Origin of the sequence: Providencia sp. TYF-12 (assembly GCF_041344805.1) — a bacterium.
GTDB lineage: Bacteria > Pseudomonadota > Gammaproteobacteria > Enterobacterales > Enterobacteriaceae > Providencia > Providencia huashanensis.
The window spans coordinates 2421624-2447638 of sequence record NZ_CP166833.1 but is presented as its reverse complement, the minus strand read 5'-3'; the positions used below and the strand labels follow the sequence as shown (position 1 = coordinate 2447638).

The window sequence follows — 26015 nt, the reverse complement described above, 5'->3', positions numbered from 1 at the left end:
GGAGTTCACATATGACCGTATCTACTCGACTGGCAAGTAGTTTGATATTGACGGCACTTTTTACGTCTCAATATGCGTTTGCTGAAGCTAAAAACAATTTAAATCAACCAGTTAAATTAAATCATGCCACTGTATTTCTACACGGGGCTGAATTAGATAATGATGTGACGCTGTCACTTAATAAGGGGCAAAATAAGGTAATTTTAACGAATATAGCCCATAACGTTGACCCACGTACGTTATCAGTTAACCTAAATGATAAAAATGTAATAATTCGTTCTGTTAATATTCAAACTGTCCCTACTGAAGTTGTTTATCCCGAAAATATCAAGGCACTTCAAACTCAACAGAAGCAATTAATGCAGCAAATAGAAGATGCTATTATTGCGATTAAAGTCGGAGAAGAACAATTAAGCTTATTGAAAGACCAACGCTTTTTTGGGGAAAATAATGCTCAATCTTTAGAGCAATCATCCCAAAAGCTAGACTTTATACGTCAGCAAATGACGAAAATTTTACAAGAACAACAAAAATATCAACTCACTATCGATGAGCTTGAAGAAAAATCAGCACTGCTACAAGCTCAAATTGACCAAAATATGCCGGCTTCCCTAGGCAAACAAACACAGGTTGTTATGTCGATAGACGCACCTGAAGCCACAACAGCAAAACTACAGCTTTCTTATTTAACACAGGATGCCGCTTGGTCACCTAGCTATGATATACGCAGTGAGAACACAGAATCACCTATAGTTTTAACTTATAAAGCGGATGTCATTCAAAATACAGGTATTGATTGGGAAAATATTGACCTAACCTTATCGACCATTAATCCATCAAAGAATATCACCCCTTTTGATTTACAGCCTTGGCGTCTGTCAATTTATGATGAAAATAAACAGTTGGAACGTCAAGTTCGTATGAAACCAATGCCAGCTGCACCTGTTGCTATGTATGAAGAAAGTATGACTGCTAGCAAAAAAAAGGTTGGGTCAGGTATTGCTGATTTTGTGACCACCGCAAATAACGGTATTAGCCTAAACTATCAAATCACCCTTCCTTTCACACTGAAAAGTACATCCAAGCCAAGTTCATTGACGATTAAACAAGAAGATATTGCGGCTAAGTATAAGTACACTGCAACACCAAAACTTGCAGAGGATGTCTTCTTACAAGCAGATATTGAAAATTGGCAAGCTCTAAACTTATTGAACGGAAATGCCAATATTTACTATGGAAATACGTATATTGGAAACGTTAAAATCGATGCAAATCGACTGACTGATACTTTACAAGTTCCTTTTGGTATCGATAAAAATATTCAGATTTCCCGTGAAAACAATGAAAAAATGAAGAAAAAACCAAGCTTCATTGGTTCAACGGTAGAGCAAAAAGAGAGTTATCTCATCAAAGCTAAAAACATACATCCAACCCCTGTTAAATTAACTATTTATGACCAACTGCCTATTAGTGAAGACAGTGATATAAAAGTGTCAGATGTAGATAATAAAGACGCTGTGATCAACAAAAAAACAGGGAAAATAACTTGGAATGTTGGGCTAAAACCGAATGAAGAGATTCAGATCCCATTTAGTTACACATTAAGTTACCCTAAGGATAAACATATCCTAGGATTATAACAGCTTTTGTAGTTCACATTAGAAAGCGTTAAAATCGCTACATGCTGACACAACAATAACAATTTGAGGTTCTCATGATTATATTAGTAACAGGTGCTTCATCGGGCTTTGGTGAGTCTATAGCTCGCAAATTTATTCAACATAATTATACCGTTATTGGAACGGGCCGTAGAACAGAACGTTTAGAAGCGCTACATCAGGAACTAGGTGAAAAATTTTATCCATTAACTTTGGATGTCCAAGATAGAAAAGCAATTCAATCAGCTGTTGCAAGTTTGCCTGCTCATCTCAAAAATATTGATGTACTAGTTAACAATGCTGGTTTAGCGCTCGGTTTAGAACCTGCTTTTGATGCTAACCCTGATGATTGGGAAATTATGATTAATACCAATACTAAAGGTTTAGTTAATATGACTTATGAGGTACTACAAGGTATGGTCGCTAATAATCATGGTCATATCATTAACATCGGTTCAACGGCTGCGAGCTGGCCTTATAAGGGCGGTAATGTATACGGCGCAACTAAAGCCTTCGTAAAACAATTTTCTTTAGGTCTACGTGCTGACCTTCAAGGCAAAAAGATCCGGGTTACTGATATAGAACCAGGCTTAGTGGGTGGAACAGAGTTTTCCAATATTCGTTTTAAAGGTGATGATGATAAAGCCGCTAATACGTACCAAGGTGCAGAAGCCTTGACGCCTGAAGATATCGCTGAAACGGTTTATTGGGTGGCAACATTACCTGCACATATGAATGTGAATACACTTGAATTGATGCCAGTATGCCAAACCTTTGCAGGTTTAACCGTACATAAACAACTTTGATTTTTAGTACTATTCTATACTGACGCAATCATATACTTTTGGCTATACTTTGGTTATTGCCCCTACTCAAGTAAGGAATTTTTACATGAGCCCACATAAAACTTTGAAAACTGGCTTAACTGCGTTTTGTTTTTGTCTCCCTTTATTTTGGGTAACATCCTCTTTGGCAGCACAAGCAACCACATCCTGTACCGCCGGAAGCACATGTGTTTCTGTTGGTAAAGGTGATGATTCCCTTAACAAAGAGCAAGCGCGTCAGGAAAAAGAGCAATGGGATAATACCCGTATGCTACGTAATAAAGTCAATACTCGTACTGAAAAAGAATTTGATAAGATAGATGCCGCTTTTGATGCAAAAGATAAATGTGAAAAAAGCCTTAATCTGAATGCTTATTGGGAACCTAGCACCAAGCGCTGTCTTGATGTCAGTACAGGCCGTCCAATCAATCCATAATTTCTAGCTTGCTGTTTTATGGATTGATTACCAAGGAGGTATAATGCAAAAGAAATTATTAGTTCCATTATTAGTATTAACGCTAGCACCGGTTTTTGCACAAGCTTCATGTGAAAGCGTAATTGAAGAGATCAAGCAGAAAATCATCAATAACGGTGTACCTGCTGACAATTTTAGTTTAGTCGCAGTCCCTAATGATGAGGTCGATTCATCTAAAGGGCAAGTTGTTGGGCACTGCCAAAATGATTCGTATAAAATTATTTATACACGTCATTGATTGATTTCTAATGGCTAAAATAAAGGGCGCGATATTTTTACGCGCCCTTTATTTATTTTGCGAGTTAGGCGGGTATAGCAATAAATTGTTGAAGTTTTTCCACATCTAGATAATGCCCAAGTTCTTTCTCTTCAGGGCGCAATAGATAGGGTATCTCACCAATTAGTGGGGCCTTAATGTGGTGTTGTAATCTTTCAATGATTTGAGCGTAATGTGCGAGCCCAGGGTTAATGCGATTTGCCATCCAACCAACCAAAGGTAGTCCGTCAGCTCTAATCGCTTCCGCAGTTAACAAGGCATGGTTAACACAGCCATGTTGAATACCTACAACAAGAATAACACCTACTGGTTGCCCTTTTAGCCAATCTGCATAAAACGTATTATCATCAAGAAGATATCGCCATCCTCCATTACCTTCAATGACAACCATGTCACATTGGCTGTGTAAATGCTCTAAGCCTTGTTTGATTTGATTGAAATCAATACTGTTTTCGTGACTATAATTATCGCTGATCCGCACTGGATTGACTTCATCATAGGAAACAAGGTCTTTAGATACACTTTGGATTAATAATGCATCTTTGTTTCTTATCCCCTCTGGCGTATCAATGCATTGATCCGCGATGGGTTTATATCCGACGGCTTTAATTCCCTGGCCATTTAGTGCCTGCAATATGGCAAGCGTCGATACTGTCTTCCCGACATCTGTATCTGTCCCGGTAATAAATAGATTGATCATGGTCTTTTTCTATCCTGAAGTGACAGACTTACACAGCAATAAGCTGCAAAAATGATATGGATTCAGTTTATTGGAATGGGAAAGTGATAAGTTTGCGTTAGCTCAATTTTGTGTGGGATAATGTAAAGATTATCGAATTAATTTAACCTTGTAATAACTGCATCAATAGCGAACCATCATATAAAGCACGTTGTATTAATGATGATTCACTATCACTAACACTTAATGTGGATTTTTCTATTGTTATTTTTGATGAGTAAAGAGGAATTGACTGTTGGTCGATGTGGTGATGAAGTTTATCAAAAAATAATTCTGAGATTTGATTAATAGGTGAATTGATTAAGATTAATTCGGTTCCGAGTACATTGACCATTAAAGCTAATGGTTTTGCCAATAACTGCGCAATATTGTCGATAAGTTGAATGCAAAGAGTATCGCCTAATTTTACGCCGCTACAAATGCTATCAATAGAAATAATATTATGTTGTAAGTAAGAGTCAGAATAATTACAGAGTAAGTTATTTGCTTGTTGCAATATTGCAGGTAGGGATGTGTGTGTTTCTAAGCAACCAACACCTCCACAATAACAGGGGATGTTTTGCGTTTTTTTATACTGGGTATGAGCAAATAAATTGGGGCGCTGAGTATTAGCATCTAACGTTATACCATGGTTTAGAACTGTAATATTGACAACATCTTGTAGTTGAAGATAAATAATGTTTTTTGCTTTTCGTTTTGCCAAATGGGAAAAATAATCTTTTAATGCCAAAGCATCCACTGATGGATGTAAATAAATAGGTAGCCCTGTATGTTCAGTTAAGTATTCGCCAATAGCTAATTGGTTAATATTAAAGTGAGCATGATGATGGATAACGCCAGTATAAGGATCTAAGACGCCATCAGACAGAATGCTTATTGCTGTAACTCTTTCTAATATACTCTGGTGGCTCGCAAAAAAATGACTAATTAATTCAGATAATTTATTTATAAATTGTTCATTATTAATAGGTTTAAAAGGATATTCTGTTTGAGCTAATGTTGTAGCGTTAATTTCCTTTAGTGAAATAGTGATTTTCTTGTCTTGTATACGGATTGCTAAAAACTGCCACCCTTCACTTTCAACGACTAAGCCTACTGCTGGGCGACCACGCAACCCGAGAACAGGAAACTCTAACTCTTTTATTATATGAGCATCCATGAGTTCACGCGTGATTTTAGTGATACTGGCTGGGGCAAGTTGTGATTGTTTGGATAATGCAATACGCGAAATAGGACCATGTTGATCAATTATTCGATATACGATCCCCGTATTTAATTGTTTTATCTGGTCAATATGACCTGTTTGATTCACCATGGCAATAATTGAAATCCTTTATAAAGCAATTAGTTATTATGCCTTAATCTGCATATTAATGATTTCGCATACAGCATAAGTGTGATATTAATCACACTTATTCACCAACAATATTAGACATTAACAGGTTGGTTAACTTTTTAGCCGCAGCAGGTAAGGTTCTACGCGTATTGTAAACTAACCAAACCTCAGATGAAGCATTAATATTAGCGAGTTTTATATATTTCACACCATCAACTTTCATACGTGTAAACGACTCAGTAATAATTGAAATCCCCATCCCTGCAGAGACGAGGCCTAAAATAGTCATTGCCTCACCTGCTTCTTGAGAAATTTTTGGTACGACACCAGCAGAAGTCAATAGCTGGTTTATCTCATCGTATAATGCAGTCCCGACATCGCGCTCGAAAAAAACTAATGGGTAATTAGCAAGTTGTTCTATATCAATGCCGACATCAGCATATTCGAGCAATGGGTGTCCTTCATAAACCGCCACCATAAAAGGTTCTTTGAATAATAATTTGTAATCTAATTGCTCTGGTAACCCTGTATTTCGCATAATACCGAAATCGATACGGCCAGTAATTAAAGGAGCTATCTGCTGCTTAGTATTCATCTGATGCATATGAATAGAAACTTCAGGATAAGACTCCCGATACTGACGTAAACTCATTGTAACCTTATGCATAAAGGGTGTGGTGGAAGTAAACCCAATAGATAATTCGCCAAGTTCGCCTTTTTCCATTCGCGCTGCTTTAGTCGCCGCAGCATTAACCTGAGCCAAAATTTGATAGGCTTCTTTCAAGAACATCGTTCCCGCAGGTGTTAATGCGACGTTACGATTATTTCTTTCTAATAATTTCGCATGGATTTTTTCTTCAAGTATTTGTATTTGTTGGCTTAAAGGTGGTTGTGACATATGCAACCGCTCTGCTGCTCGGCCAAAGTGTAGTTCCTCGGCGACAGCAATAAAGTATCTAAGGTGTCGAAGTTCTATGCTCATAGTTCATTTGATATCTTTAAAGTATTATTGTGTATAATTAATATATTAGACAAAAAACTGAAAAATTTCTATTCTTTGATCGAAATCAAACCAGTTGGTATGACAAGGAATACATATGGAACATTCATCAAATAGTCTGACTTCTGAGCAACCAGCCAAAGGGAAAAAAACGGACGCCCCTGCCCATACCGAACCTAAAAAGCATTATATTCAAAGAGATGATGCTCTATATTTACGTGTCACTTTATCTTTCTTTACCGTTGGGTTCGCTACATTCGCGCTGTTATATTTTGTTCAACCTATCTTACCAATGTTGTCTGCGGATTTTAATGTTTCTCCTGCAACCGCGAGTTTGTCGCTATCACTCAGTACAGGTTTAATGGCTCTAGGTCTATTAATTACAGGGCCAATTTCAGATGCCATTGGTAGAAAAAACGTCATGGTCATTGCACTGATGTGTGCTGCGCTATTTACCTTATTAAGCTCTGTAATGCAAAGCTGGAATGGTATTTTGATAGCTAGAGCATTGGTTGGGCTATCACTTAGCGGAGTCGCAGCCGTTGCAATGACTTATTTAAGTGAAGAAATTCACCCGAGTTATGTTGCGCTCTCCATGGGGTTATACATTAGCGGTAACTCTATTGGCGGTATGAGTGGGCGGTTAATGACTGGGGTAATTTCAGATTATTATTCATGGCGGGTCGCTGTTGTTCTTTTAGGGGCATTAGCGTTGATCGCTGCAATTGGCTTTTGGCGGTTATTACCTCCATCTCAACATTTCCGTGCAAGCTCATTAAAACCTAAAAATTTATGGGTAAACTTACACCTACACTTTAGGGACCGGGGTTTGCCTTGGCTCTTTGTAGAAGGCTTTGTACTGATGGGTGGTTTTGTGACAATGTACAATTATATTGGTTACCGCTTGCTTGACGCCCCCTACTATTTCTCACAATCCACTGTAGGCCTTCTTTCTGTCATTTATTTAACGGGAACATATAGCGCAACTAAAACTGGTAGTCTCACACAAAAATATGGTTTAGGTAGTGTACTAATCTCTGCAATTTGTATGATGTTAGTAGGTATATTATTAACATTACACCCAAATATTTGGGTGATCCTATCTGGTATGACGGTATTAACGGCGGGCTTTTTTGCAGCACATTCAGTTGCAAGCAGTTGGGTTGGGCGAAGAGCGAAACGGGCTCGCGGCCAAGCATCATCGATGTATCTTTTTAGTTATTATGCCGGTTCAAGTATTGCAGGCACCTTAGGTGGAGTATTTTGGACTTATTTTGGATGGAACGGTGTTGCTTTATTTATTGCTGGAATATTACTTATCGGTATTATCATCGCCTATCGTTTGAAATTAGGATGTTATGATTAATTATCTTAGTATTTAATAAAGGTTGAAATTTCGATCCTCCTCGTTGTTAGTGATGATAGTTATTCTATTAATGACGAGGAAATTCTATGAAACAACAATTACTACTTGTACCTATCCTTTTTTTCTGCAGTTTTTTGGCCTACCCCCACGGATATGTAAAGTCTCCAGAAAGCCGTTCGTATTTGTGCCGCAAAGAAGTAAATACCAATTGTGGTCAAATTCAATATGAACCTCAGTCACTAGAAGGTCCAAAAGGTTTCCCACAACAAGGCCCTGCTGATGGTGAAATTGCTAGCGCTGGCCTTTCTCAGTTTTCACCGCTCGATGTACAAACAGCTGAGCGATGGAAGACTGTTCCCCTGAAGACCCGTAATGTAGAATTTGAATGGTATTTAACTGCAAAACATAAAACGACCAAATGGGAATATTTTATGACTAAACCCGATTGGGAGCCCAATATTCCCTTATCTCGTGCTCAATTTGAATTAACCCCTTTTTGCGAATTTCACCGTATAGAAACCCCCGATAACACAGTCAAACACAACTGTGTGTTGCCTCAAGAACAAACAGGATATCAGGTTGTTCTTGCTGTTTGGACGATAGACGATACGTCAAAGGCATTCTATCAAGTTATTGATTTATCATTGGATTAATGTTTTTCATATAATAAAAATTGAGTAATAGGCTAAACTGTATATTTATATCTAAAACCATTTCAATACTATATGTTATGTATATTGAAATGGTATTTATTGACATCATCCACCGTTACCTTGCTACTCCTTGTACCTTCAGTAAATGTTAATCCACTTTCTCTTTCACTTATTGCGGGTAATCGAAAACGTTCCATAAAGTCTTTGGCTCGACGTACTTCTGGTCTCAAATAACTATTAAAATTATTAGCATGCTCAGCTTCTGCTAATAACGGATTAATAAATTGCATAACTGAGTGAATTGGTTGTTCAAAAGCGTTAATACTTCCATCTTGTAAGTTCAATACAACCCCATAGTTATGTGGTATACACGATGAAATCGCCCATTGTTCCCAAGATGAATTTACCCCATGATTGTTTAATACCTTTTTTACCGGCTCACCAATGTTATCCCCACCCATAAGCCAAATTCCTCCCGTAAGCGTTGATACAACATCGCTATTATTCTGAGGAGCTATTTGTGATAAAGTTGCAGTAACTGCTTGGTCTATCAAACTTATTATATTATGGTCAAAATGAATAACGGCTCCAGTCTGATTATTTTTATTGTATAGCGTTGCGACCACACAGGTTTGCGCATTCACAGAACATAAATAATTATTTTCATTATTAGTACTGTAACTAGATAAAACGCCTTCCCCTTGTAAAGCACAACGAAGATGACTTGGTGTTGCCCCTTCGGGTAAAGCATCTTGAATATGTTGAATGGTACCAAGGTATTGGTAATTAGCTTGTGTAGTTGTATTTTTTTGAAAAAGGTCAACAAACGGTTGGATCAGCGGTGGGATAGTCAGCATACCTTACCTTTTAAAATTGAGTGAGTATTACATCATTTATAATGTTTAATATTTCCATAATTAAGACATTAATACTTTCAATTTAATATATAATTTACTGAATTTTATTCGAGGATAATGGCGTATTCCAAAGCCTTATATCGAAAAGATATCGATGGTACTGCTATCGTGAATACTCATCCTGAAGTACCAATGAAGAGAAAAAGCTACCAGTTCCCCAGCCCGTTAACGTTAAGTTTCGCTAAAATCCCCCGTAGTCTGGTTAAAAAATTGCTAATAATGATTGTTAATGCTACATTTTATTTATCACAAACAGAATGTTGTAACTAAAAATGAACCCTAGACAAAAACTTATCGACACTTTCAATAACTTAGAGATTGAAATAAAACAACTTAGTCATTTATTATTAGAACAAGCTCAACTCGTCCCATTTGTAGCAAGTACATTTATTTTACCTAATATAATCAAAGGTGAAGAAAATAACGAGATTAGCCATATTCCGGTTCAAAAATTAACTAGTCATAGTGCTATTGAAGCAACAATTAAGTTAATTAACCTACTGTTTATCCATAATAAATCTGAAGAAATTAGCAATAAATCGGCTATCCGACTACCTGGTGTTATCTGTATCCAAACTGAATTAAAAACATATCGGGAATTTAATGCGTTAATATCAAAGATTAATGAATTAAAAGTACAGATAAAAACAATCGTTACACAAATAAATGAAACTCAACGTTTTGAATTTATAAGAGAAAGCCTTCATGGGTTATTAACATTAAATACCTATCGCACCCTCACCTCACTAGTCGATATTGATACCATTAATTTTGGATGGGCCAATAAAAAAATCATCAATAAAGTGACCAAAGAAACCGTATTAAGCCGTTTACAAGCAAGTTTAGAAAGTGGTCGCTGCCCTTTACATATCCCTAAAGAACATTGGCAATTACAAATAGAAAGCGATATTCAATTGATCTACTCGTTACCCCATGATGCGATTTTAAAAACTCAACGCCCTGTAAAAGTTCAGCCGATAGCGCGAGTCTGGGATAGTTCTCAACAAAAACAAACCCAATTTGCTTGCTCTACCCCCTTATTTGTTTTTGCCCTAGAGAAAACAGTTGCCGAAATAAAAGTTGGTGAATTACACGATTACCATGTAGATAATATCCCACTACGTAACCGGCCAAAAGCTAAGCCAGTAGAATTATTAATCCCACGTTTAAATTTATATATAGAACGTTAAAAAACACCCAATTGTTACCAATATGGGTGTTTCCTCAGTTTATTACATGATATTAGCAAGCCATAAAGTTTATGACTTCATGCTTCCAACCATGTCTTCTGGGCGAACCCATTCATCAAACTGTTCTTCTGTCAGATAATTTAATTTCAATGCTGATTGTTTTAGTGTTAACCCTTCTTTATGAGCTTTCTTAGCAATTTCAGCGGCTTTATCATAACCAATATGGGTATTTAAAGCGGTTACTAACATCAATGATTCATGCAGTAATTTTTCAATGCGCTCACGATTTGGTTCAATACCAATAGCACAATGTTCATTGAAACTACGCATACCATCAGCTAATAAACGGACAGATTGTAAGAAGTTATCAATTATCATTGGGCGAAAAACGTTAAGCTCGAAATTGCCTGATGCGCCACCAATATTAACTGCAACATCATTTCCCATCACTTGCGCACATAGCATTGTTAATGCTTCACACTGTGTAGGGTTAACTTTCCCTGGCATGATTGAACTGCCTGGTTCGTTCTCTGGTATCGCAATTTCACCAATGCCACAACGAGGACCTGATGCTAACCACCTAACATCATTCGCAATTTTCATTAATGAAGCCGCTAAGCCTTTCAGTGCACCATGAGCATGAACTAAGCTGTCACACGTTGCCAAAGCTTCAAATTTATTAGGTGCAGTGATAAATGGCTGACCCGTTAATTCGGCAATTTTTTTAGCAACACGAACTGCGTATTCAGGATGAGTATTCAACCCTGTACCGACAGCAGTACCACCCAGAGCAAGTTCACAAACATGAGGTATTGAATTCTCAATATGTTTTTCATTGTGTGCTAACATTGCAGCCCAGCCAGAAATTTCTTGGCCTAACGTCAATGGGGTTGCATCTTGTAAGTGGGTACGACCAATTTTGACGATATCTTTGAATTCTTTTGCTTTTGCATCTAAAGTTTTGTGTAAAACTTTTAGTTCTGGTAGTAGATGTTCGCGAATAGCAACCACCGCAGCGACATGCATGGCTGTTGGGAAAACATCATTTGAACTTTGGCTTTTATTAACATCGTCATTTGGGTGAATAAGGCGATCATTACCACGCTGGCCACCGAGGATTTCGCTACCACGGTTAGCTAATACCTCATTCATGTTCATGTTACTTTGCGTACCAGAACCCGTTTGCCATATAGCCAGTGGGAACTCTGTAGGGTGTTTGCCAGCTAATACTTCATCAGCAGCAGCAATGATTGCATCGCCACGCTCTTTGGCTAATAATCCTAGATCCATATTTACACTAGCGGCGGCTTTTTTTGTGATAGCGAGTGCGTGGATTAACGCGACAGGCATTTTTTCTACAGATATACGGAAATGTTCTAAAGAACGCTGCGTTTGCGCGCCCCACAAGTGGTCAGCAGGTACTTCAATAGGTCCCATTGAGTCTTTTTCAATGCGAGTGGCTGCCATTACTATCTCCTTAGGTACATATACAGAATAATTGATTTTAGAATCATCTGCTTGCAGGTAAGCAAATAACCGAGCAGTATAATGCCACAAATTGAATTTCATTTATGAGACTTAGTCGAGCTTATTGTACTGTAATGAAAAGGAAATGAGTTGATTTTTATAAAAAAGAGAATTTTGCTATGCTTAAAATGATAAACAAAGTCCAAAATTATGATTGGGGTAGTAAAACGGCCCTAACTAAGCTATATGGGCTCCCTAACCCTAACCACCTACCAATGGCTGAGCTTTGGATGGGGGCTCACCCCAAAGCGAGCTCAGAAGTTCTCGATGCGCAAAAAAATCAAACTGTCCCCCTTAACACCTTGATTGAGAGCGCCCCTGAATATTATTTGGGTTCGCATATCGCACAAACTTATCATCGATTACCGTACTTGTTTAAGGTACTGTGCGCTGCTCAACCGCTGTCAGTACAAGTACATCCCAACAAAACCTATGCTGAGGTCGGGTTTGCTAAAGAGAATGCAGCGGGTATTCCAGTAGACTCACCTATTCGCAACTATAAAGATGATAACCATAAACCAGAATTAATTTATGCCTTAACACCTTTTAAAGCAATGAATGCATTTCGTCCATTGAATGAAATAGCACAATTGCTTGATTTTGTTTCAGCGGCTCATCCGGACATCCAACTATTTGTTCAAGACCCAACAGAAGAAAAGCTATCACGCCTATTTGCACAAATTCTTAATTTAACAGGTGAACAAAAAGAGCTCGCACTTGGAGTACTAAAAGCAGCTTTAAATAGTCGCCAAGGTGAACCGTGGAACTCAATAAAGCAAATGGCAAGTTTATACCCTGAAGATAATGGTTTATTTACCCCACTTCTTCTTAATGTTGTTGAACTGCAACCCGGTGAAGCGATGTTTTTATATGCAAGAACACCGCATGCTTATTTAGAAGGGGTTGGGTTAGAGGTCATGGCTAATTCAGATAATGTTCTGCGTGCAGGGTTAACAAATAAACACATAGATGTCCCTGAACTGATTGCGAATATTGACTTTAACCCTACGTCAGCAAAGGATTTATTAAGTATCCCCGAAAAATCTGGAAATATCTGGAAATATAATATTCCAGTAGAAGATTTTTCATTTAATATATATTCTATAAACAACTCGGAGGTTACTCTATCTAACGATACAGCCTCAATTTTATTTTGTATTGAAGGTCAGTTAGTTTTCCGTTCAGGTAATGAAGAAATATGCATAGATTCTGGTGAGTCTGTTTTTCTACCTGCTTATGAGAAAAGTATTACCATTAACGGCAATGGTAAGCTTGCCCGAGTTTTTAATAAGTAGTGTCATATTCTGTATTTAACCGTTTATTTTGTTAAAAAACGGTTATTTAAAACTTATATAATTTTATAAGTACGTTTATAACGTACTGAAAGGATGGATGTTTATAATGAAAAAGTCATTAGTCGCGGTTGGTGTTATTGTAGCTCTGGGCGCTGTATGGACGGGTGCATCGTGGTATACAGGTTCAAAAGTAAAAGATGAACTTGACAGAGTGATCCTCAAAACCAACGATTTTTTTGCTGTAAATGTGCCTGAAGCAGGTTTGAATTTCAAAGTAGAAAACTATGAAAAAGGCGTTTTCTCTTCTAAAGCTGACATCGTAATTACTTCAGCTGATTCAGTAACACCTGATGATTCTATCATATTTAAGACAAATATTGATCATGGCCCATTCCCATTATCACAAGTTGCTAAGTTTAATTTGTTGCCAAAACTGGCTGCTACTCAAATAGAATTAGCAAATAATGCAACAACTAAAGAGCTTTTTGAAGCAACCAAAGGAAAGCCGTTTGTTAATGGTTCTGCTGTCATTGGTTATAGCAAAAGTATCGATACTAACTTAGAGCTTATCCCAGTTGAATATAGCAAAGATGATATTTCGCTATCGTTTAGCGGCTCTAAATTTGATGTTTCAACTACAGCAGACTTAGAGTCTGTCGATGCATCAATAATCACTGATAACTTTGTGATGGGTAAAGCAGATAAATCAGAAACAATGACCGTTAAAGGGTTAAAATTAGTTTCTAATGTCAAAAAATCACAATATGGTTTCTACACAGGAACACAAGAATTTGTGATTGCAGATACAGACTTCAATATCCCAGAAACAAAATTCTCATTTAAAGATTTTAAAATCGCCAGTGATACTTCTATCAACGGTGAAGATGTTAAAGGCAACATTTCTTACAGTATTGGTGACATTAAAGCATTAGAACAAAATTTAGGTTCAGGCCAAGTCACTGTTGCAATTGAAAAACTAGATGCTAAAGCATTAGGTAAATTTGTAGAACAATACAACAAAGCCTTAGCAGAAGGTTTAGCAACTGGTGACCCATCAGAAGCTACTGAACGTTTAGCCATGGAAATGATGTCAACCACATTGCCTGAGCTAATGAAAAGCAAACCTGTATTCACAGTTAGCCCGCTATATTGGAAAAATGAAGCTGGCCAAAGCTCTGTTGACTTAAATGTCACTTTCAATAAATGGAACCAAGACGAAATCACCGCGTTGGCAATGTCTAATAAAGTTGATGAAGCATTCAAACAATTGATTTCTTCTTTTGATTTTAACCTGAAGCTGAATAAGCCAATGGTAATTGAATCCATGACACAAGCCATGATTTTAGACCAAGGCGTTCCAGTTGATGCTGAAACTAAAAAAGAAATGAAAGGTATGGTGACATCTGAATTTGCAGGTGTACAGCAAATGTTGACTTCGGATATGTTCTCTTCCCCGTTTGAAGAAATGTTTATGACCGATGAAGAACGCGCTGAAAAAGCTAAACAGAAAAAATCACCTTGGATGATTGATAGCGAAAATGATTTAACAATGACGATCAAATTCGCTGGTAACGACCTGACATTCAACAATGATAAGTACACCTTAGCTGAGTTCTTGACTAAGATGAAAATCATGTCTGGACCTGAAGACGAGTTAGAATATGACGCTCAACCAGCTCCAGGTGCGGAAATCGCACCAGAAATTGGTAATGAGCCTGAGTTAGCACCACAAGCTGAAACACCTGCTAACTAATCAAACTCAAGCTAATAGAAAAAACGCTAGTCAATTATGACTGGCGTTTTTTTTACCACCAACATTTCGGTGATGCACATCACAAATTAAATGTAATCTTTTATCATGTTTCACATTTTACGTGATTTACAATTGCTTTTAGCTAAATAACGGCCAAAATAAGGAAAGAAAACAGATAAAGGATCATCCCGTGATAAATACCCGTCTCCCTTTAACCGACTTACACCGTCACCTTGATGGTAATATCCGACCGGAAACTATTCTTTCACTAGCTGAACAGCACCATATTCAATTACCCGCAATAGAACTTGAGGCATTACGCCCTCATGTACAAATTATAGGACAGGAAGCTGATTTAGTCGGTTTTTTGTCAAAATTAGATTGGGGGGTTTCAGTACTCGCTGATTTAGATGCCTGCCGCCGTGTTGCATTTGAAAATGTAGAAGATGCGTTTAATGCGGGGATTGATTATGCAGAGCTTCGTTTTTCACCTTACTACATGGCGATGAAGCACCACTTACCTGTCGAAGGTGTCGTGGAAGCGATTATTGATGGTGTACAAGCAGGTTGCAAACAATTTGAAATCAAAATTAATTTGATCGGAATTTTAAGTCGCACGTTTGGGCAGCATGCTTGCTCTACTGAATTACAAGGGCTTTTAGCTCATCGCCATCATTTGTGTGCTTTAGACCTCGCTGGAGATGAACTTGGTTTTCCAGGGGAATTATTTGAGTCTCACTTCATAAAAGCCAGAGATGCAGGTTTAAATATTACCGTTCATGCAGGTGAGGCTGCGGGAGCAGAGAGTATTTGGCATGCAATTAATGTATTAGGTGCGCAACGAATTGGCCATGGTGTAAAAGCAATTGAAGACCCCGCTCTAATTGATTATTTAGTGAAGCACCAAATCGGTATGGAAAGTTGCTTAACTTCCAATACCCAAACTAGCACTGTCTCATCATTAGCTAAACACCCGTTAAAAGCCTTTTTACAGCATGGGGTATTAGCATCAATAAATACTGATGACCCAGCAGTGCAAGGAATTGAGTTACGTTATGAATATGAAGTCGCTGCACCACAAGCAGGCTTGACCGCTGCTGAAATCGAGCAAGCTCAACGTAATGGCCTTGCTATCGCATTTTTATCCACAAATGAGAAAAATGCACTGTTAGAAAAAGCAGCTAAACGATAAAAACTAAAGGGCATCACACTGGGTGCCCTCATTCATTCCATTCACTGCATTTTGACCCGCCCTTTTTCCCTAGTAAGCCATTAATTAGAACCGAGTTAATGTATGTTCTTTATAAAAAAACACCCAAAGTATGTTGTAACTAAAATAGAATGAAAGTAAACAGCATTGACTTAAGGTGGTGCCATATCCTCAAGTCAATAATATATTATTTAGTTAATAACCGTTTAGCGTAACGCTGAGCCAATACAGCACTAACCATCAGCTGAATTTGGTGGAAAATCATTAAAGGAAGTAAGATCACCCCTACCGTTGCCGCAGGAAACAATACATTAGCCATTGGAACCCCATTAGCTAAACTTTTTTTAGACCCACAAAATACAATAGTAATCTCATCTTCTTTACTAAAACCAAGCAAGCGTGCGGCTAATGTGTTAACCACTATGACAATAAATAAAATGACACAAGTGACAACCACTATCATCAGTAAAGAAAATGCGTCGATTTTCTGCCATATTCCCTCAACGACAGCTTCACTAAATGCAACATAAACAACTAATAGTATAGAGGAACGGTCAGTTATATTGACTAATTTACGGTGGCGATTAATCCAATTAACAATTAAAGGTCGCGCTAAGTGCCCTACTACAAATGGTAACATTAACTGTAATAATATAGAGCCAATTGCATTAAGCGTATCGACCGCCTGGCTACCATCTGCATCCATTAAAGCACCGACTAAAATAGGAGAAAGGAATACGCCAAGAATACTGGATGCTGAAGCGCTACAAATCGCCGCCGCTATATTACCACCTGCAACTGAAGTAAAGGCAATCGCGGACTGTACCGTCGCAGGTAATGCACAAAGGTACAAAAACCCCATATAGACAGTGGGTGACATCCATTCAGGAACGATGACAGCGAGCCCTAATCCTACAATAGGAAATAAAATAAACGTGCTCGCAAAAACTAACAGGTGCAGACGCCAATGGCCTATACCTGCCACTATTGATTCCCTTGATAACTTTGCACCATGCATAAAGAACAACAATGCGATTGCGGCAGTTGTTAGATATTGAAAGCCCGTTTTTATTTCCCCTTCACAAGGAAAAAGGCTAGCAATAATTACAACGCCTATCATGATAAGTAAAAATGGGTCTATTCTTAGTTTAGCTAGCAGGTTCATTCTGTTTTCCATAATAAAAGCCAGTTACATAGACTGGCTTTATGATAGGTCGTGGACTCAAAAAATTGATTCAATAGTACGCTTTTCTGTTGCTGAACGTATTCCTGCTTCGATAAGCTTCATGATATCAATGGCTTCACTTGGTGTGACCGGATTGGGTTTATTATGGCGTATCGCATCATAAATAGCTTGGTAATACCCACCATAATTACCTTTTTCGTTAGGCCAAGGTTGTGTGATAAGCGCCTCACCTTGTGACAGGGTCACGATTCCAGTGTTGTCATCTACGCCCCACTTTTCACCTTCTGGTTTCATTCCACTTTTTAGACAATCTTCTTGCGGGTCTAAACCATACTTTACATAGCTACCATTCATACCATGAATAACATAAATTGGCATAGGTGCGGCTGCTAACGTGGTCGCATGTAAAACCACCTTTTTAGTTGCATATTGTAATATGACATGAAAGTAGTCTACCGCTTCCGCATTCGGGCGGATCATAGCAAGATCAGCGGTGATCCCCATCGGCTTACCAAAATATTGCAGTACTTGGTCTAATAAGTGGGGTCCTAAATCATACCAAATACCTGAGCCCGGAATATTCGCTTCACGCCATCTTTGCCTTACCATTGGCCGGTAGCGATCAAAGTGTGACTCATAATATTTAATATCACCAAGACAACCATCTTGAAGTATTTTTTTGACAGTTAGAAAGCCAGAGTCCCACCGACGATTATGATAGATAGAAAGCAATTTCCCTGACTGTTCTGCTTGTTGTTTAAGTTGTTCTGCTTGTGCAACGTCTAGAGTAAATGGTTTATCAACAACCACATGTTTGCCCGCGGATAATGCCGCTTTAGCTAAAGGAAAGTGAGTTTCATTTGGCGTTGGGATCACCACTAATTCAATGTCATTATCAACAAAAATAGCTTCTGGAGATGCAACAACATTGACATTTGGCCAATCCGCCTTAACTTTGTTAGGGTCACTCGTTGAAATTGCAGTTAAATCATACTCTTTTAGAAAACCTAAGAAAGGCGCATGAAAGGTTTTACTTGCATAGCCATAACCTATGACCCCTACTTTAATCGGTTTAGACATATTGACCTCATACAAAAACAAACTCAGAAAGATATAAAAAGTACCATCAGAATGAATTAAATGGCAAATATATCTATGATAGGATTATAAAATACCCTAGGATCTTCTACCGCTATTTTGCAAAAATGGATGTTTACTTATGTCTTCAGTTTATAATGCTAACCGTATCACTGGCTGGTTACTGCTGCCAGCTATGTATCTGTTGCTAACGTTTTTAGCCGTATGCAGTATGACAGTCATGTATTGCATTAAATTTTATGAAATTGTGAGCACAGTTGATAATTGGGCAAGCTATATTCCCTTGGCATGGTATCTATCATTTGCTATCGCAATTGCCATGACATTATTTAGTATTCATGTACTGCAACTGATGTTTGCTCATTCAAAACATTTTCCACGTCGTTTTATTATTTGGTTACTTATCTTATTGTTATTAGGTATAAAAACATTTGCATTTTCACCTATTGATGATAATACCGCCTTACAAGTGCTTGCCTGGCCATTACTTGGAGCCGGTTTCTTCGTCCCTTACTTAAAACGTTCACAGCGTGTAAAAATGACTTTCACACAAGATCGATAAGCGCCAGATAAATTGCTTGATATCATAATGATAGTTTAGCTGGCTTAGGTCAGTTTTTGTTCTTTTTTCATTTCAGGCAATAGCATGACTGATTATCTACTACTCTTTATTGGAACGGTGTTGGTTAACAACTTCGTCCTTGTAAAATTTCTTGGTTTATGCCCCTTTATGGGGGTGTCAACTAAGCTTGAACCCGCTATAGGAATGGGGTTAGCAACAACCTTTGTTCTAACATTAGCTTCGATAAGCTCATGGTTGATTGACACCCTGATACTTGTTCCACTCGATCTTATCTATTTACGCACGCTAAGCTTTATTTTGGCGATAGCTGTAGTAGTTCAATTTACTGAAATGGTTGTCAGAAAAACTAGCCCTACGCTTTATCGCTTATTAGGTATTTTCTTACCACTAATTACGACTAACTGCGCGGTTCTTGGCGTTGCATTACTAAATATCAACATGTCCCATACTTTTATGCAATCTGCCGTCTACGGCTTTGGTGCAGCTGTTGGGTTCTCATTAGTAATGGTGTTATTTGCCGCAATCAGAGAGCGGCTAGCTGTTGCCAATGTCCCTGCCCCGTTTCGTGGCTCATCAATTGGCTTAATTACTGCCGGCTTGATGTCACTCGCATTTATGGGCTTTAGTGGTTTGGTGAAATTCTAATGATGTCAGTCTGGATTGCTATCGGTATATTAGCCGTTTTTGGTCTTATATTTGGCCTTATTTTGGGCTATGCCTCTTTGCGTTTTAAAGTTGAAGCTGACCCTATCGTTGAACAAGTCGAAGCGATTTTACCCCAAAGCCAGTGTGGTCAATGTAGCTACCCAGGTTGCCGCCCCTATGCAGAAGCCGTGGCTAACAATGGGGAAATGATCAACAAATGTGCACCTGGTGGTGAGCAAGTTATGTTAAAAATTGCTGAGCTACTAAATGTTGATCCACAACCTATTGATGGTGACGAAGCGGCACAAAACCCTGTGCGTAAAGTGGCTATCATTGATGAACAAAACTGTATTGGTTGTACCAAGTGCATTCAAGCTTGCCCTGTTGATGCTATTGTTGGCGCGACCCGCGCTATGCACACTGTGATTGAAGATTTATGTACGGGCTGTGACCTGTGTGTTGCCCCGTGCCCTACTGATTGTATTGAACTTGTTCCTGTGAAAACGACTACCGCTAACTGGAAATGGGATTTAAACGCCATTCCCGTTAAAAATATTAATGTTGAATCCAATGAACAGCCATTAACGCAAGCGAGAGGTAATACTCATGCTTAAGCTGTTTAGTTGGTTAAAAAAAGAGAATATTTGGGATTTTAACGGCGGTATTCATCCGCCTGAAATGAAATTGCAATCAAGTCAAACCCCCATGCGTATTGCTTCAGTGCCTAATGAGTTAATTATACCATTACAGCAGCATCTAGGCCCTGAAGGTGAATTAATTGTGCAAGTGGGTGAATATGTCCTAAAAGGCCAGCCCCTCACTAAAGGATTGGGTCGTACAGTACCTGTTCATGCCTCTACATCTGGCGTAATAACAGCCATTGAACCGATGGTAACAGCGCACCCATCAGGTTTGAAAGAGCTATGTGTTCGTATTCAATCGGATGGCAATGATACCTGGTGCACATTGAGTCCTGAAGCAGATTACACACAATTGTCTCAAGCTGAATTACTGCAAAAAATAGAGCAAGCGGGTATTGCGGGTCTTGGTGGTGCTGGCTTCCCTACTGCCTCAAAATTAGCAGGTGGAAAAGAAGCAATTAAAACCTTAATTATTAATGCTGCCGAGTGTGAACCGTATATCACTGCAGATGATAGGTTAATGCAAGAACATGCTCAGGAAGTTATCGAAGGTTGCCGAGTATTACAGCACTTATTAAACCCAGACCAAGTCTTAATTGGGATTGAAGATAATAAACCAGAAGCGATCCGCGCTTTAAAACACGCGCTGAGCAAACAAGATCAACAGATATTCATACGGGTTATACCAACCAAATACCCATCAGGTGGTGCTAAGCAGCTCACAAAAATATTAACCGGTAAGGAAGTCCCTTCTGGTGCCCGTTCATCACAAATTGGCGTATTAATGCAAAATGTAGGCACCGTAGTGGCGATAAAACGCGCGGTTATTGATGGGCAACCATTGATTGAACGTGTAGTGACCGTTACTGGTGATGCTATTAGCAAACCGGGGAATTTTTGGACTCGTTTAGGCACTCCTGTTAAACACCTATTACAACAAGCAGGTTTTAATCCAGAGCTGGAACAAATGGTAATCATGGGCGGGCCATTAATGGGCTTTACCCTACCGGATCTAAATGTACCTGTTGTTAAAATTTGTAATTGCCTGTTGGTTCCAACATCTGAAGAAATGGGGGCTGAATCTCCCGAAGAAGCTTGTATCCGCTGTGGGCTGTGTGTAGAAGCATGCCCAGCTGCTTTGTTACCCCAACAGCTTTATTGGTTTAGCAAAGGCGAAGAACATGAAAAAGCACAAAAGCACAATCTGTTCGACTGTATTGAGTGTGGAGCATGCGCCTATGTTTGTCCTAGTAATATTCCGCTAGTTCAATATTACCGCCAAGAAAAAGCAGAAATTCGTGAAATTGCCCAAGAGGAACGCCGAGCCGCAGAAGCAAAACTTCGTTTTGAAGCTAAGCAATTACGGATGGAACGAGATAAGAAAGCACGTGAAGAGCGGCATAAGAAAGCCGCCGTACAAGTTGATAGCGCTGGTAAAGACGCTGTTAATGCGGCTTTAGCTCGGGTCAAAGCAAAACAAAGTACCGCCTCTGATCCGGTTAAAATCATTTCAGGCGAATTACCAGATAATAGTGCTGTCATTGCAGCCCGTGAAGCACGTAAAGCACAAGCTCGAGCTAAACAAGCTGAGAAATTAGCAGCGGCTCAAGTTGAGCAGAACAATCCAGACACTCACGATGACCCACGCAAAGCAGCGGTAGCGGCTGCTATTGCCCGCGCTAAGGCCAAGAAAGCGGCTCAGCAACCTACTGCGGCTGAACCGGTGGCAGACACAACTCCCGATACAGGTGTCGACCCGCGCAAAGCGGCGGTAGCGGCTGCCATTGCCCGCGCTAAGGCCAAGAAAGCGGCTCAGCAACCTACTGCGACTGAACCGGTGGCAGACACAACCCCCGATACAGATGTCGACCCACGCAAAGCGGCGGTAGCGGCTGCTATTGCCCGCGCTAAGGCCAAGAAAGCGGCTCAGCAACCTACTGCGACTGAACCGGTGGCAGACACAACCCCCGATACAGATGTCGACCCACGCAAAGCGGCGGTAGCGGCTGCTATTGCCCGTGCTAAGGCGAAAAAAGCGGCTCAGCAACCTACTGCGGCTGAACCGGTGGCAGACACAACTCCCGATACAGATGTCGACCCGCGCAAAGCGGCGGTAGCGGCTGCCATTGCCCGCGCTAAGGCCAAGAAAGCGGCTCAGCAACCTACTGCGACTGAACCGGTGGCAGACACAACCCCCGATACAGGTGTCGACCCACGCAAAGCAGCGGTAGCGGCTGCTATTGCCCGTGCTAAGGCGAAAAAAGCGGCTCAAGCAGAGCAAGTTGCCCAAGAAGAGTTAACTCCAGCCGCAAAACAACCTATTGAAGAAGAAACTGACCCGCGGAAAATTGCGGTTGCTGCTGCTATAGCTCGAGTAAAAGCGAAGCAGGCTCAAAAACAAAATGAACAAATGACGACAGAGTAAGTGATAACCAGATGAAATTTAGGCCTATTGACGCAAAAAATCGCCGTTTAAAAATTGCGAGTGCACCATTTACTCATAACAAACAAAGCACGAGTTTAGTCATGCTTTGGGTACTTTTAGCTGCAATACCCGGTATCGCAGTTCAAATTTATTTTTTTGGGGTTGGTACTCTGTTCCAAATATTGTTAGCCATGTTAACAGCCGTATTAACGGAAGCTGTTTCTATTAGGCTACGTGAAAAGCCCATTGTTCCTGTATTGAAAGATAATTCAGCGATTGTCACTGCCTTATTATTAGGGGTTAGTCTTCCCCCCTTAGCCCCTTGGTGGCTTATCGTCTTAGGGACTTTCTTTGCGATTACTATTGCTAAACAATGTTACGGTGGTTTAGGTCAGAACCCTTTTAACCCAGCGATGGTGGGTTATGTGGTGTTATTAATCTCTTTCCCTGTCCACATGACAAATTGGCTTCCACCACATGAGTTACAGAACCTTTCTATCTCCCCCTTAGATAGTTTGTCCGTCATTTTTAATGGTCATACCTTAACGGGTATCTCTCTTGAACAGCTTCGAACAGGAGTTGACGGAATGAGCCAAGCAACCCCTCTGGACAGTTTTAAAACCGGTTTGCTGACCCATTCAGTCACCGAAGTACTACAGCAACCTATTTTACAAGGGTCACTAGCAGGGATTGGTTGGCAATGGGTCAACGTTGCTTACCTGATTGGTGGTTTAATTATGATCAACCGCCGGATAATTAGCTGGCACATACCGCTTTCGTTCTTAGGGACATTGGCAATTTTAGCCGTAGTTAGCTATTTAATTGATGACAGCCGCTTTGCACCACCACTGGTTCAATTACTTTCAGGTGCCACGATGTTAGGCGCATTTTTCATTGCGACAGACCCAGTGACTGCCTCAACAACCCCTAAAGGTCAAATTATTTTTGGTGTAATAATTGGTTTCTTGGTTTGGGTGATCCGTGTATTTGGCGGCTATCCAGATGCTGTCGCATTTGCAGTGTTATTGGCGAATATAACCGTACCGTTAATTGATTACTATACGCAGCCACGTGCGTACGGTCATGGACATAAATAAGGGCCACCGATGTTAAATACAATGCGACGCCATGGTGTCATCTTAGCTATCTTTGCAGCAGGAACTACCGCTCTGAGTGCAGTTGTCTATACGTTAACTAAAGATACCATTGCTAAACAAGCTGCTATTATGCAGAAAAAGTTACTCGACCAAGTTATACCTAGCAATTTATATGATAATGATTTAACCAAAGAATGTTATTTAGTCAAAAATGAAGCCATACTGGGCAATACGCAACCAAGGCACCTCTATATTGCCCGTAAAAATGGTGAACCTGTTGCTGCTGCTTTAGAAACAACGGCTTTAGATGGTTATTCAGGTGCAATTCATCTATTAGTAGGTACCGATTTCAACGGGACAGTCCTTGGTGTTCGAGTCACTGAACACCATGAAACGCCTGGTCTAGGTGATAAAATTGAGACACGCATTTCAGATTGGATCACCTATTTTAGTGGTAAAAAGATTAATTCAGATAATGACCCCAAATGGGCAGTTAAAAAAGACGGCGGCGAGTTTGACCAATTTACAGGGGCAACCATAACCCCTCGTGCGGTGGTCAAGGCCACTAAACGCACCGCCGTTTTTATGCAACATGTTCCGCAACAACTGTCGAATTATCCGAGCTGTGGAGAAGAATAATGAGTGAAACTAAAGACCTGTTACTGCAAGGGTTATGGAAAAATAACTCAGCTTTGGTCCAATTATTAGGGCTTTGCCCTCTCCTTGCTGTTTCATCAACAGCAACAAATGCCCTAGGCCTCGGTTTAGCGACTACATTAGTTTTAGTTTGCACTAATATTGCGGTGTCTGCGCTGCGACGTTGGGTACCATCAGAGATCCGTATTCCAATCTATGTCATGATTATTGCTTCGGTGGTGAGTGCAGTACAAATGTTAATTAATGCGTATGCATTTGGGCTATATGAGTCTCTTGGTATTTTTATCCCGCTGATCGTCACTAACTGTATTGTCATTGGCCGTGCAGAGGCATATGCATCGCGTAACCCTGTTCCATTATCAGCGTTAGATGGGTTCGCCATGGGATTAGGAGCAACAGCGACCTTATTTGTGCTTGGCTCTATTCGTGAAATTTTAGGCAATGGAACTTTATTTGATGGTGCTGACCTTTTATTAGGTTCTTGGGCAACATCTCTTCGTATTGAGGTATTACACCTTGATTCTCCTTTTTTACTCGCTATGCTACCTCCAGGCGCCTTTATTGGCCTAGCCTTGCTATTAGCGGCAAAATACCTAATTGATGAAAAAATGAAGAAAAGAGCTGCTTTACAATTGGGCCAACAACCCACTCGTGAGTATGAAAAACAACAAGGTTGTGGCAGCCATATTTCTTAATAATGATATTATTGTGAGCAATGAATAAATCAAAACGTATTGAAATACTAACTCGTTTACGCGATAACAACCCACATCCTACGACAGAGTTACAATTTAACTCCCCGTTTGAGTTACTGATAGCTGTTTTGCTTTCCGCTCAAGCGACTGATGTGAGCGTCAATAAAGCAACGGCAAAACTATACCCCGTCGCGAATACCCCCGAAGCCATAATGGCTCTCGGCGTCGATGGTATTAAAGAATATATTAAAACTATCGGGTTATTTAATACCAAAGCAGAAAGCGTATATAAAACCTGTAAGATTTTAGTCGAAAAGCACCACAGCCAAGTACCCGAAGATAGAGATGCACTCGAAGCCTTGCCCGGCGTAGGCCGTAAAACAGCAAATGTTGTGCTTAACACCGCGTTCGGTTGGCCAACTATTGCGGTTGATACTCATATTTTTCGGGTATGTAATCGCACTAATTTTGCACCGGGGAAAAATGTCGTTGAAGTCGAAGAGAAACTACTCAAGGTTGTTCCTGCAGAGTTTAAAGTCGATTGCCATCATTGGTTTATTTTACATGGCCGTTATACCTGTATTGCACGTAAACCTCGTTGCGGCTCCTGTATTATTGAAGATTTATGTGAATTTAAAGAAAAAATATACCCTGAAGATTAACTTAGTTATGGCTCTATTTGGTTATAGGAAAAACAGTCTGTTAGCGACTAATCTTGTTTGTAACGCATTTTTTCCTTGCTCTAAGACTTTGTCTTACGTAACAATA

25 protein-coding genes are annotated in these 26015 nt (G+C 39.6%); 18 read left to right on the top strand and 7 right to left on the bottom strand.

Annotated features, from left to right (window positions below; genetic code table 11):
• Positions 1-11 precede the first annotated feature (11 nt).
• The 4 genes from ABE954_RS11050 to ABE954_RS11035 all read left to right on the top strand — a co-directional run bounded on the left by ABE954_RS11050 (position 12) and on the right by ABE954_RS11035 (position 3195).
• Positions 12-1640, top strand: coding sequence for a DUF4139 domain-containing protein (locus ABE954_RS11050; protein WP_071548113.1), 1629 nt, complete (start codon positions 12-14; stop codon positions 1638-1640).
• A 74-nt stretch (positions 1641-1714) separates the two neighbouring features.
• The gene (gene ydfG / locus ABE954_RS11045) at positions 1715-2464 is read left to right on the top strand and encodes a bifunctional NADP-dependent 3-hydroxy acid dehydrogenase/3-hydroxypropionate dehydrogenase YdfG (protein ID WP_042843718.1); all 750 of its coding nucleotides are present in this window, start codon (positions 1715-1717) and stop codon (positions 2462-2464) included.
• Positions 2465-2549: 85 nt separating this feature from the next.
• Positions 2550-2918, top strand: coding sequence for a DUF1283 family protein (locus ABE954_RS11040; RefSeq protein WP_042843717.1), 369 nt, complete (start codon positions 2550-2552; stop codon positions 2916-2918).
• A 43-nt stretch (positions 2919-2961) separates the two neighbouring features.
• On the top strand, positions 2962-3195 hold the full coding sequence (locus tag ABE954_RS11035; protein WP_042843716.1) for a DUF1161 domain-containing protein: 234 nt from the start codon (positions 2962-2964) through the stop codon (positions 3193-3195).
• Between the two features lie 64 nt (positions 3196-3259).
• Here the strand turns inward: ABE954_RS11035 and bioD are convergent, their stop codons facing one another.
• From bioD to ABE954_RS11020, 3 genes are all read right to left on the bottom strand, one after another.
• Positions 3260-3934 carry a dethiobiotin synthase gene (gene bioD, locus ABE954_RS11030; RefSeq protein WP_048607224.1) on the bottom strand — a complete coding sequence of 225 codons (675 nt, stop codon included), beginning with the start codon at positions 3932-3934 and terminating at the stop codon, positions 3260-3262.
• A 142-nt stretch (positions 3935-4076) separates the two neighbouring features.
• Entirely contained in the window at positions 4077-5288 is a 1212-nt protein-coding gene (locus tag ABE954_RS11025) for an ROK family protein (RefSeq protein ID WP_166685982.1), read from the bottom strand.
• A 97-nt stretch (positions 5289-5385) separates the two neighbouring features.
• A complete protein-coding gene (locus ABE954_RS11020; protein WP_042843713.1) occupies positions 5386-6291 on the bottom strand; it encodes a LysR family transcriptional regulator in 906 nt (301 codons plus the stop codon).
• A 115-nt stretch (positions 6292-6406) separates the two neighbouring features.
• Here ABE954_RS11020 and ABE954_RS11015 point away from each other — a divergent pair, with 115 nt between their 5' ends.
• Together ABE954_RS11015 and ABE954_RS11010 are read left to right on the top strand one after the other, a co-directional pair.
• Positions 6407-7675: an MFS transporter gene (locus ABE954_RS11015; RefSeq protein WP_371025447.1), complete on the top strand. Its 1269-nt coding sequence runs from the start codon at positions 6407-6409 to the stop codon at positions 7673-7675.
• Between the two features lie 86 nt (positions 7676-7761).
• Entirely contained in the window at positions 7762-8328 is a 567-nt protein-coding gene (locus ABE954_RS11010) for a lytic polysaccharide monooxygenase (RefSeq protein ID WP_048607228.1), read from the top strand.
• A 68-nt stretch (positions 8329-8396) separates the two neighbouring features.
• Here ABE954_RS11010 and ABE954_RS11005 read toward each other — a convergent pair whose 3' ends face one another.
• Positions 8397-9185: a hypothetical protein gene (locus tag ABE954_RS11005; RefSeq protein WP_166685985.1), complete on the bottom strand. Its 789-nt coding sequence runs from the start codon at positions 9183-9185 to the stop codon at positions 8397-8399.
• A gap of 332 nt (positions 9186-9517) precedes the next feature.
• Between ABE954_RS11005 and tus the strand changes: the two genes are divergently transcribed.
• A complete protein-coding gene (gene tus / locus ABE954_RS11000) occupies positions 9518-10435 on the top strand; it encodes a DNA replication terminus site-binding protein (protein ID WP_071548117.1) in 918 nt (305 codons plus the stop codon).
• Positions 10436-10504: 69 nt separating this feature from the next.
• Here the strand turns inward: tus and fumC are convergent, their stop codons facing one another.
• The gene (fumC, locus tag ABE954_RS10995; RefSeq protein ID WP_371025446.1) at positions 10505-11902 is read right to left on the bottom strand and encodes a class II fumarate hydratase; all 1398 of its coding nucleotides are present in this window, start codon (positions 11900-11902) and stop codon (positions 10505-10507) included.
• Between the two features lie 179 nt (positions 11903-12081).
• On the opposite strand from fumC, the gene manA reads away from it, so the two are divergent.
• From manA to add, 3 genes are all read left to right on the top strand, one after another.
• Positions 12082-13257 (top strand): mannose-6-phosphate isomerase, encoded by a 1176-nt coding sequence (gene manA / locus ABE954_RS10990; RefSeq protein WP_042843705.1) that lies wholly within the window; start codon positions 12082-12084, stop codon positions 13255-13257.
• Between the two features lie 106 nt (positions 13258-13363).
• The gene (locus tag ABE954_RS10985) at positions 13364-15010 is read left to right on the top strand and encodes a YdgA family protein (RefSeq protein ID WP_042843704.1); all 1647 of its coding nucleotides are present in this window, start codon (positions 13364-13366) and stop codon (positions 15008-15010) included.
• Positions 15011-15200: 190 nt separating this feature from the next.
• Complete coding sequence (gene add / locus ABE954_RS10980) at positions 15201-16202, top strand: adenosine deaminase (RefSeq protein WP_371025445.1); 1002 nt, start codon at positions 15201-15203, stop codon at positions 16200-16202.
• A 205-nt stretch (positions 16203-16407) separates the two neighbouring features.
• On the opposite strand, the gene ABE954_RS10975 is transcribed toward add, so the two are convergent.
• Positions 16408-17385, bottom strand: a complete 978-nt coding sequence (locus tag ABE954_RS10975; protein ID WP_042843702.1) for a bile acid:sodium symporter family protein — start codon at positions 17383-17385, stop codon at positions 16408-16410.
• 57 nt (positions 17386-17442) lie between these two features.
• Complete coding sequence (locus tag ABE954_RS10970; RefSeq protein WP_371025444.1) at positions 17443-18486, bottom strand: oxidoreductase; 1044 nt, start codon at positions 18484-18486, stop codon at positions 17443-17445.
• A 139-nt stretch (positions 18487-18625) separates the two neighbouring features.
• On the opposite strand from ABE954_RS10970, the gene ABE954_RS10965 reads away from it, so the two are divergent.
• From ABE954_RS10965 to nth, 8 genes are all read left to right on the top strand, one after another.
• Positions 18626-19066, top strand: a complete 441-nt coding sequence (locus ABE954_RS10965) for a DUF2569 domain-containing protein (protein WP_042843700.1) — start codon at positions 18626-18628, stop codon at positions 19064-19066.
• Between the two features lie 84 nt (positions 19067-19150).
• A complete protein-coding gene (gene rsxA / locus ABE954_RS10960; protein ID WP_042843698.1) occupies positions 19151-19732 on the top strand; it encodes an electron transport complex subunit RsxA in 582 nt (193 codons plus the stop codon).
• A complete protein-coding gene (gene rsxB, locus ABE954_RS10955; protein WP_166696722.1) occupies positions 19732-20346 on the top strand; it encodes an electron transport complex subunit RsxB in 615 nt (204 codons plus the stop codon). The genes rsxA and rsxB overlap by 1 nt, the downstream gene beginning before the upstream one ends.
• A complete protein-coding gene (gene rsxC, locus ABE954_RS10950) occupies positions 20339-22798 on the top strand; it encodes an electron transport complex subunit RsxC (RefSeq protein WP_371025443.1) in 2460 nt (819 codons plus the stop codon). Before rsxB ends, rsxC begins: the two co-directional genes overlap by 8 nt.
• Before the next feature lie 11 nt (positions 22799-22809).
• The gene (gene rsxD / locus ABE954_RS10945) at positions 22810-23895 is read left to right on the top strand and encodes an electron transport complex subunit RsxD (RefSeq protein WP_371025442.1); all 1086 of its coding nucleotides are present in this window, start codon (positions 22810-22812) and stop codon (positions 23893-23895) included.
• 9 nt (positions 23896-23904) lie between these two features.
• Positions 23905-24534, top strand: a complete 630-nt coding sequence (gene rsxG, locus ABE954_RS10940) for an electron transport complex subunit RsxG (RefSeq protein ID WP_371025441.1) — start codon at positions 23905-23907, stop codon at positions 24532-24534.
• Positions 24534-25247, top strand: a complete 714-nt coding sequence (locus tag ABE954_RS10935) for an electron transport complex subunit E (protein WP_048607238.1) — start codon at positions 24534-24536, stop codon at positions 25245-25247. The genes rsxG and ABE954_RS10935 overlap by 1 nt, the downstream gene beginning before the upstream one ends.
• Before the next feature lie 20 nt (positions 25248-25267).
• Positions 25268-25909: an endonuclease III gene (gene nth, locus ABE954_RS10930; protein ID WP_042843692.1), complete on the top strand. Its 642-nt coding sequence runs from the start codon at positions 25268-25270 to the stop codon at positions 25907-25909.
• The last annotated feature ends 106 nt before the right edge of the window (positions 25910-26015 follow it).

Excerpts from the sequence above, each read along its gene's own strand:
- ABE954_RS11040 (WP_042843717.1), top strand. The coding sequence starts at position 2,550 with ATGAGCCCACATAAAACTTTGAAAACTGGCTTAACTGCGTTTTGTTTT.
- ABE954_RS10965 (WP_042843700.1), top strand. The coding sequence starts at position 18,626 with ATGTCTTCAGTTTATAATGCTAACCGTATCACTGGCTGGTTACTGCTG.
- ABE954_RS11035 (WP_042843716.1), top strand. The coding sequence starts at position 2,962 with ATGCAAAAGAAATTATTAGTTCCATTATTAGTATTAACGCTAGCACCG.
- ABE954_RS11005 (WP_166685985.1), bottom strand. The coding sequence starts at position 9,185 with ATGCTGACTATCCCACCGCTGATCCAACCGTTTGTTGACCTTTTTCAA.
- rsxC (WP_371025443.1), top strand. The coding sequence starts at position 20,339 with ATGCTTAAGCTGTTTAGTTGGTTAAAAAAAGAGAATATTTGGGATTTT.
- ABE954_RS11025 (WP_166685982.1), bottom strand. The coding sequence starts at position 5,288 with ATGGTGAATCAAACAGGTCATATTGACCAGATAAAACAATTAAATACG.
- rsxD (WP_371025442.1), top strand. The coding sequence starts at position 22,810 with ATGAAATTTAGGCCTATTGACGCAAAAAATCGCCGTTTAAAAATTGCG.
- rsxB (WP_166696722.1), top strand. The coding sequence starts at position 19,732 with ATGATGTCAGTCTGGATTGCTATCGGTATATTAGCCGTTTTTGGTCTT.
- ABE954_RS11010 (WP_048607228.1), top strand. The coding sequence starts at position 7,762 with ATGAAACAACAATTACTACTTGTACCTATCCTTTTTTTCTGCAGTTTT.
- ABE954_RS11050 (WP_071548113.1), top strand. The coding sequence starts at position 12 with ATGACCGTATCTACTCGACTGGCAAGTAGTTTGATATTGACGGCACTT.
- fumC (WP_371025446.1), bottom strand. The coding sequence starts at position 11,902 with ATGGCAGCCACTCGCATTGAAAAAGACTCAATGGGACCTATTGAAGTA.
- bioD (WP_048607224.1), bottom strand. The coding sequence starts at position 3,934 with ATGATCAATCTATTTATTACCGGGACAGATACAGATGTCGGGAAGACA.
- ABE954_RS11020 (WP_042843713.1), bottom strand. The coding sequence starts at position 6,291 with ATGAGCATAGAACTTCGACACCTTAGATACTTTATTGCTGTCGCCGAG.
- ABE954_RS10975 (WP_042843702.1), bottom strand. The coding sequence starts at position 17,385 with ATGAACCTGCTAGCTAAACTAAGAATAGACCCATTTTTACTTATCATG.
- ABE954_RS10970 (WP_371025444.1), bottom strand. The coding sequence starts at position 18,486 with ATGTCTAAACCGATTAAAGTAGGGGTCATAGGTTATGGCTATGCAAGT.
- ABE954_RS10985 (WP_042843704.1), top strand. The coding sequence starts at position 13,364 with ATGAAAAAGTCATTAGTCGCGGTTGGTGTTATTGTAGCTCTGGGCGCT.
- ABE954_RS10935 (WP_048607238.1), top strand. The coding sequence starts at position 24,534 with ATGAGTGAAACTAAAGACCTGTTACTGCAAGGGTTATGGAAAAATAAC.
- rsxA (WP_042843698.1), top strand. The coding sequence starts at position 19,151 with ATGACTGATTATCTACTACTCTTTATTGGAACGGTGTTGGTTAACAAC.
- rsxG (WP_371025441.1), top strand. The coding sequence starts at position 23,905 with ATGTTAAATACAATGCGACGCCATGGTGTCATCTTAGCTATCTTTGCA.
- nth (WP_042843692.1), top strand. The coding sequence starts at position 25,268 with ATGAATAAATCAAAACGTATTGAAATACTAACTCGTTTACGCGATAAC.
- manA (WP_042843705.1), top strand. The coding sequence starts at position 12,082 with ATGCTTAAAATGATAAACAAAGTCCAAAATTATGATTGGGGTAGTAAA.
- tus (WP_071548117.1), top strand. The coding sequence starts at position 9,518 with ATGAACCCTAGACAAAAACTTATCGACACTTTCAATAACTTAGAGATT.
- ABE954_RS11015 (WP_371025447.1), top strand. The coding sequence starts at position 6,407 with ATGGAACATTCATCAAATAGTCTGACTTCTGAGCAACCAGCCAAAGGG.
- ydfG (WP_042843718.1), top strand. The coding sequence starts at position 1,715 with ATGATTATATTAGTAACAGGTGCTTCATCGGGCTTTGGTGAGTCTATA.